The sequence below is a fragment of the Acinetobacter sp. YH12151 genome (assembly GCF_013418355.1).
Taxonomy (GTDB): domain Bacteria; phylum Pseudomonadota; class Gammaproteobacteria; order Pseudomonadales; family Moraxellaceae; genus Acinetobacter; species Acinetobacter pseudolwoffii.
In genome coordinates, this window is record NZ_VPCG01000076.1 from 1 (window position 1) to 6,859 (window position 6,859).

Annotated in this window: 7 protein-coding genes and 1 pseudogene; 3 read left to right on the plus strand and 5 right to left on the minus strand. The window is 35.3% G+C overall.

Going from position 1 to position 6,859, the window contains the following annotated elements; translation table 11 throughout:
- A partial coding sequence (locus FTU82_RS15155) for a type II toxin-antitoxin system YafQ family toxin (RefSeq protein WP_218947763.1) occupies nucleotides 1-278 on the plus strand: 278 nt, incomplete at its 5' end.
- Nucleotides 279-391: 113 nt separating this feature from the next.
- Here the strand turns inward: FTU82_RS15155 and FTU82_RS15160 are convergent.
- Together FTU82_RS15160 and mobQ are read right to left on the minus strand one after the other, a co-directional pair.
- Nucleotides 392-862: a hypothetical protein gene (locus FTU82_RS15160; RefSeq protein ID WP_180101578.1), complete on the minus strand. Its 471-nt coding sequence runs from the start codon at nucleotides 860-862 to the stop codon at nucleotides 392-394.
- Nucleotides 859-1,830 carry a MobQ family relaxase gene (gene mobQ / locus FTU82_RS15165; RefSeq protein WP_180101580.1) on the minus strand — a complete coding sequence of 324 codons (972 nt, stop codon included), beginning with the start codon at nucleotides 1,828-1,830 and terminating at the stop codon, nucleotides 859-861. Before mobQ ends, FTU82_RS15160 begins: the two co-directional genes overlap by 4 nt.
- A 196-nt stretch (nucleotides 1,831-2,026) precedes the next feature.
- On the opposite strand from mobQ, the pseudogene FTU82_RS16275 reads away from it, so the two are divergent.
- A pseudogene (locus FTU82_RS16275) lies at nucleotides 2,027-2,299 on the plus strand (mobilization protein); the annotation flags it as partial.
- A 357-nt stretch (nucleotides 2,300-2,656) separates the two neighbouring features.
- On the opposite strand, the gene repM reads toward FTU82_RS16275, so the two are convergent.
- The 3 genes from repM to FTU82_RS15185 all read right to left on the minus strand — a co-directional run bounded on the left by repM (nucleotide 2,657) and on the right by FTU82_RS15185 (nucleotide 6,295).
- Nucleotides 2,657-3,589, minus strand: a complete 933-nt coding sequence (repM, locus tag FTU82_RS15175) for a replication initiation protein RepM (RefSeq protein WP_000798284.1) — start codon at nucleotides 3,587-3,589, stop codon at nucleotides 2,657-2,659.
- Nucleotides 3,590-4,362: 773 nt separating this feature from the next.
- Complete coding sequence (locus FTU82_RS15180; RefSeq protein WP_180101584.1) at nucleotides 4,363-5,052, minus strand: HNH endonuclease; 690 nt, start codon at nucleotides 5,050-5,052, stop codon at nucleotides 4,363-4,365.
- A complete protein-coding gene (locus FTU82_RS15185) occupies nucleotides 5,045-6,295 on the minus strand; it encodes an ATP-binding protein (RefSeq protein WP_257222010.1) in 1,251 nt (416 codons plus the stop codon). Before FTU82_RS15185 ends, FTU82_RS15180 begins: the two co-directional genes overlap by 8 nt.
- 209 nt (nucleotides 6,296-6,504) lie before the next feature.
- Here FTU82_RS15185 and FTU82_RS15190 point away from each other — a divergent pair, with 209 nt between their 5' ends.
- On the plus strand, nucleotides 6,505-6,798 hold the full coding sequence (locus FTU82_RS15190) for a type II toxin-antitoxin system RelB/DinJ family antitoxin (protein WP_001277151.1): 294 nt from the start codon (nucleotides 6,505-6,507) through the stop codon (nucleotides 6,796-6,798).
- The last annotated feature ends 61 nt before the right edge of the window (nucleotides 6,799-6,859 follow it).

A 6,859-nucleotide genomic window follows, 5' to 3' on the forward strand; every position in this document is an offset into this window, starting at 1 on the left:
CTAAACGTAAGATTATCGTAACCAGTTCTTTTAAACGTGATATTAAAAGACGTTATTTAGAACTGGTTACGGCTGAATGGGCAGAAGTATTAGATTGTTTAGTCGCAAATAATCCTTTGCCTGAAAAGTATTTAGATCATCCCTTGAAAGGTGGTGCAGAGTTTAAGAATTGTCGTGATTGTCATGTGAAGCCTGATTTAGTCTTGATCTATAGGCTTGTTGGTGACGATATTTTAGAACTGCATCAGTTGGATAGCCATTCCGAAATTTTTGGATGAATAAAGCTCGATGCTTTGAAATATGGCTTTAGCCATGTTTAAAAGTCGGGCAACTTTGCGACTGCTGTCATTGGTTTGGTGATGGAAAAGCCGAGCAAAGTACCGCCTAATCACTATTTTGGGTCAATCACACAATAATCTTTATTCGCTCCATGACAGTCATTTTTCATGATGCGGACGCAAGATTTTCCATTGCAATTTTTAATGTCTAGGCTGTATTTTTGTTCTAGCCATGCAACGTCTGCTCTACGCTGTTTAATTTCGTCCATGCTCGGCACATATAAAAATAATGCTAAAAAGAAAACGATCAGTAAGCTAACAAAAGCACTGGCGTAGATTGCCATGAATCGCCAATCAAGTTGATTGGTTGCATTGTTTAATTCCCGAATACTGTTATTGAGTGCATCTATTTGCTTCTGATTGGCGTTTTTTAGATGTTTTTCGGTCTTATTGAGTACTCCGCTAGCTACTTCCTTGTAAAACGCTTCTAATCGCTTGTTATCGTCTGCTATGGCTTCTCGGTATTCTTTCATGGATGCCAATAAAATATAGAGCTGGTCATCTAGGTCTTTTTGGTTGCTCATCGGTACATTCCGCCCTGATCTAAGTCTTGTGATGCCTTACGGTTGGCTCGCTCGGCTTGTTGTTGCTCTAGTTTTTGCTGTCGTTGCAATTCGGCTTGGCGTTCTTGTTCTAGGCGTTTGGCTTCTTGATTTTTCTGCCATTGCTCGAAGCCTTGCTCGGCACGGTTTAAACCGTGCTGTAAAACGCTGTCTGTGCGCTGTTGCTGTTGTTCGAGGTGTTGGGCGTTGTGTTGCTTCACATGGTCGTTATAACGGCTGATTTCTGTGTCTATGCCTTGTCTACGTAGTTGAGTGACCGAAGTTCCCTCATGAATGGTGGCTTGTAGTCCATTGCTCTGATCGGCATAGCTGCGGTGGTCTATTTTTTCTCGGTAGCCTGCTCGCTCCAGTGCATGATTGGCTAAGTCTGCCCATGTTTCCCGAATTTGCTTAATATCTTCTTGGGTTGTTCCCATATTTAGGCTTTTGCGTTTGGCGTTGCTGAGTTCAATATCCGTTTTTGTGGTCAGGGCAAGTTTATTGTCTGCGTCTAATTCCGCTTTTCGGGTGGTGAGCATGATATGGGCGTGATGGTTTTTATCATTTCCGCCTTTGCTCGGTTCATGGATGGCTAAGTCTGCGATCACGCCATAACGATCAACAAGCGATTGAGCAAACTCTTTTGCCAAGTCCTTGCGCTGATCTCCATTCAGTTCGTCAGGCAGGGCAATCACCCATTCTCTAGCGGTTCGGGCATCTTTGCGGTTTTCGGATTGTTCTGCCAAGTTCCACAATTCGTTACGGTCTATTTCTATATCGAGGTTAGACACAATTTCGCTATGGGTGACACCGTCCTTTCTCGTAAAGTCATGGGTTAGTCCTGTTCGTTCATCTTTGAGTTTTTCCCCTGAACGGTAGGCAGACGATGCAACAGCAGTTCGTCCCGAACTTCGATTCACTGTTTTTGTTGAGCAATGATAAATCGCCATTTTTTCTTTTGCCTTTTTAAATTGCGTAGCAATTTTTTGGGGTTAAGGGGAATCCCCTTACGCAAACTTTGACTTGGATGAAATCCAAGTCGTAAGTGCGCATTTCATGAAAAACACGATAGCATATTACCCGCTTGAATTTCAATTCACAGGGTCTTATGCTTGAGTGATTTTCTATATCCCGAAATTAAACGTTATGAAAAAATCTGCTGAAAATATCGAAAAGAAAATTGAAGCCCAGTTAGAAAAGCTGAAACAGTTAAAAGCGCAAAAACAGGCTATCGAAGCAAGAGAAAGGACAAAGCAAAAAGAACAGGAACGAAAAGATGATACTCGGCGTAAAATTTTGCTCGGTTCTTATTTAATTAAGAAAATGCAGAATGAAGCTAACAAAGAAAAAATACTCGCTGAACTCAACGAATATTTAATAGAAAATAGAGATAGACAGCTTTTTAACTTACCTCCTATTAATGAAGTTCAAGAAAAAAAATACGATACTTTTGAAAAGGAATTTAAGTCATTTGAGGAGGCGGATAGTTTTTCTAAAAGATTTCTTAAAAACATGAATGGATTTACCTCTATTAAAGAAGTAAATGGCACATGGCTCTTAATTATGGGAGTCGATGAATCTAGTGACCAATATATTGAACTAGCAGATATTTTCTACAATCCATCATACGAGGAACTTCACACAGAAGATGAAGATGAAGATGAAGATTGGGAGCCAGATTTTGATAGTGATCGCAAGGTTACGAATGTAGGGCTTAACGGTTATCCAGCAGGTTACGATACTAGCCTTACTAACCGCTATTGAACCTAGTTAGTTTTAAGCTGGCTGAAATCCAGCTTTTTCTAAGCAAGGATAAAGCTCTCTAAATTTTTCAGGCTCTAAAAGCATATCAGCGATACGAATAGCAAATTGTTGGTAGCTTTCTGTTCCTTGCGAATATTTACTCATATCAGGCATTTCAGACATTTTATTGGCAAATAAATGACGTTGGGCATCAGTCATTTTGACAAAAAAGTCAGGTGTATTGGGATCACGCTTAACTTCAATTTTTGGCTGTTGTTTCTGTTTTAACTTAAATGAAAAGCCTGAAATTAAACGTCCTTTTTTATGCTGTTCATACGTCACGGTAATATCTGTATGTTCGTTGATCTGCTTAATAGAAGGCTCTAGTACACGCTTTTTAAAGTCACTCATTGCTGTGTACTCATTTTCTAAAAGTCCTAGTCTATTTCTAAAAGTACTAATTTCTATTTGTGGCACTTTACCGACTTCACGCCAAGCTATAAGAAGTTCATAAAGCCTAGTAGCGTACTTACTTGTTAAGTGTGCGACTTGTTTGGCTTGGTAGCTTGTGAAGTGTTCTTCTAAGCGTGTTACCAGTGGGACAACATCAGGAGCAAAAGTTATTTCTAGTAATGCTAAATCATCAACATAAAAAATACGGCTAACCCAACGTGAACGTACAACACCAGTTTTCCCTGTTCTTTTATATTCTGCTGTATAGCTAAACTGACGGTTAAATAAGTTATTCACTGCTTCTTTAAGGGCTTTATACGAAGCATCAATGGATACATTAAACAACTTTGCATAATCACTAGCATGAATTTCTAACTTGCTATCGGCTGTGATGCCCTGCCCTGATTCTCTGGCATTAATGATGGCAAGCATAATCAGACGCTGTTCTGTTAATTCCAAGTTATAACTGGCATTGATTAAAGCATTATCTTTCACAACTAAACTGTTCTTCATAAAACAGTCCTTATTATTATTGAATTAAAAGACAATGTATTCCAATATCCTTTTAAGGTCAACTTATTTAATGTCCTTTAATTAAGAGCTACTGTCCGTTTATATAAGAGCTACTGTCCGTTTATATAAGAGCTACTGTCCGTTTATATAAGAGCTACTGTCCGTTTATGCCTTCTGAAATGCACGTATACCAATGCTTTCACCCTTCCTAAAAGCATTTAAAAGCTTTAAAAAATAATTAAAAGCATTTCGAGAGGGGAGTACAAACTGCCCTAGGTACTCGCTAAAGCTCGTACTTTATTGAAGCTCGTTCCTCGCTTCGAGGGGCAGTTTTTAATTAATACTGTTCGTGATATTCAAAAGTAAAAGCATTGTTAATGTATTCGCTTCGCTCATACTTTTTGAAAAGCAAAAGCTCCAAAGTTCGCACCCATTCGGGATGCTCTGTAACTACCGTTTAAAATCGAAAGGAAGCTTGTAATCAGAGAAAAGGCGAGGTCGAAATTTTGATGATGCTCAATCGCTCGTAGACACTCGCTCGGTTCTTATTATCTAGGTTTTAATTATTTACTGGAGCTAATCAAAGTTGTGAAACATTGATGAAATATTAGTCGTGGAACGTGAAAAATCATAAAAAAAGCCCGAGCATGACGTTTCGGGCTATTAAGTATTGACTATAACATTGAAAGATAAGGAAAATATCTAAGCATTTCGGATAAGGTGTATTATGTTAATTTTAGGGAAGCTTAACTATTTATTGGTAACCCTTTAAATTACATAGCTAATTCAGATTCCAATTTTTCAATTTCTTCTAACGCTTTTCGCCATCGAGAATCTTTTTCCATATATCCTCGCAAAATTGCAGAAAATGGATAATGTGATTTTAAGCGATGTCTAATTTTTTTTGCTTCCTGAATCTTTTCTTCAACAAGCCAGTCATCTAAATTTTTAAAGAAATTTCGTCTTAAATCTAAAAATGCACTATGTACATCAATAATCTTTTCTCGTAAATTTTCTTTACTTACTGCTTGTATGCCACTATTTTCGCTATTAAAGCATTTTGATATTAATTCTTTAGATGTTTCTGCCTTTGCAAAAAAAATGTGATCAGTAGGACAATCATTAACTACTTCTATATCATCATCAGGCATTCGATAATAAATTTTAATCCATTCCTCAACTAAATGATCAGCATTACAACAGTCAAGCATATCGTCAAAATATTTGTTTTTGATCGAATTACAACGAGAGCATGCATAATAAAGATTATTCCAATCTAGAATTAAAGCTTCATTCCCTTCGTGAGGAATAAAATGCTCTACATTTAAATTAGAAAAATATTTCTGTTCACAAATATAGCATTTCTCATGAAAATCTTTTCGCAGTTGCTCTACAACAATAGGATCTCTATAGTCTTTAGTTTTCCAATCAACTGGTCTATCAGATTTAGATACTTTAAACATCTAAATCCTCCAACTCATTGTGATCAGAAAGCATATTGATAGCTTGAAGATAAAGGTTCTTAATTTTTTTATCTAAAACATCAGTTGTTTCTAAAGGCTTTAATTCTTTTACAATAGCCCTAATTGCCTCAAAATTCATTTGATCTTTATTTAAAAGATTTTTCAGACATTCAATAGAGTTTATTGTTTCAGAACTCACAGTATCTACATGAAATAAACCTTTAATAACAGATTCATATGAATATTGGCTTAAATTATCCTCAAAGAATTCACCACTAGATATATCATAAACAACAGTTTCATCACTTGTTGAAGTAATTACGAAAGGTGAGTGAGTACTTACAATAAATTGTAAATGAGGGAATAGTTTTATAAAAAATGGAAGTATCTTTTTTTGTAGTGAAATATGTAGATGGGCATCAATTTCATCAATTATTACAATACCTTCTAATTGGTCAGGTGTAATATCAAAAAATTCTGAACGTACAAGAAGATCTGCTAAAATTTCAAAAATAGCTAGATAACCAGATGAAAGTGTTTGGAAATCAAATTCCCGATTCTTAAGAGATATTTTAAATTTATAGTTTTGGCGATAAAAAACTAGGTGGGTACTCTCATCTTCAAATAAAAATTTGAGATGACGATCAAAATCATCAAACCATTTTTGAAATTTATTAGCTTGTACTTGATTATTATCTTCAGTAATCGCTAAAGATTGGTTTACTTTTATATTCACTAAATGTTGTTCAAGCTTATTACCAAAATTCACATCTTGATTGTTTCTTAAACTTGAAATAGCTTTATTTTTTTCCTCTTCAATAGAAGACGTATGTTTTGTTTCTTGAATAGAAGCAATACGCATAGCTTTGAAAAAAACAAAGATGGCTTTTAAATTATCATAATGATTTATAAGTTTAAATTCTTCTAAAAACTCTAAATTTAATCCTTCATTAATTTTTTTTAGTCTATCAGTCTGGTAATCAATTTGGCTTTGAGCACTAGTAAATGCATAGCTTCCAGCAGGCTCATTTTTTTGCTTATTTATCCAAAATTCTAACTGATGTTCTGCTTCATCTTTTATTTGAGCTTCTTTTTTAAGATGTATTTTTATTTTATTTGATAATAGATTTAAAAAACTCGTTTTACCACTTCCATTTTTTCCAGTGATAATCAAGTTTCTAGCAATTAATGGAATATTAATAGTGGGAATTCCTGCATGTGGAATTTCCCCATGGATGTTCATTAAATATTTCATATTTATAGTATAAATGACTAAATTATTAGCCTTCTATACTATAATTTAAATCACAGATTTAAAAGAAATATGGTCTACATAAACTCTCTTATGCGAAATTCAGGTATCAGAAACCATTTATTACAACAAAAATAATGAAAAAATAAAGAATTTGCTTTATATTGTCTTTACTTTAATGGTTTTTGAGTGAGGAAATCATGTCCGCAGTCAATTTCAATATGCGCTTAGAAGCAGAGTTAAAAGAACAAGTCACACCTATTTTGGAAGACTACGGTTTGACTATGCCCCAAGCATTCAAACTGTTCTTGAATCAAATCGTTAAAACTAAAGCAATTCCTTTATCTTTTGACTATGCGAGAGAAACTGCTTTAACGCCTAAAGCAGCAGCCAAGTTACTTCAATCTTTAAAAGAGATCGAAAATGGTGAGTACACCGAGTACGAAACGGTAGAAGAAGCGATTAAAGCTATGTCGGAAGAAGCACATGGCTAAACGTAAGATTATCGTAACCAGTTCTTTTAAACGTGATATTAAAAGACGTTATTTAGAACTG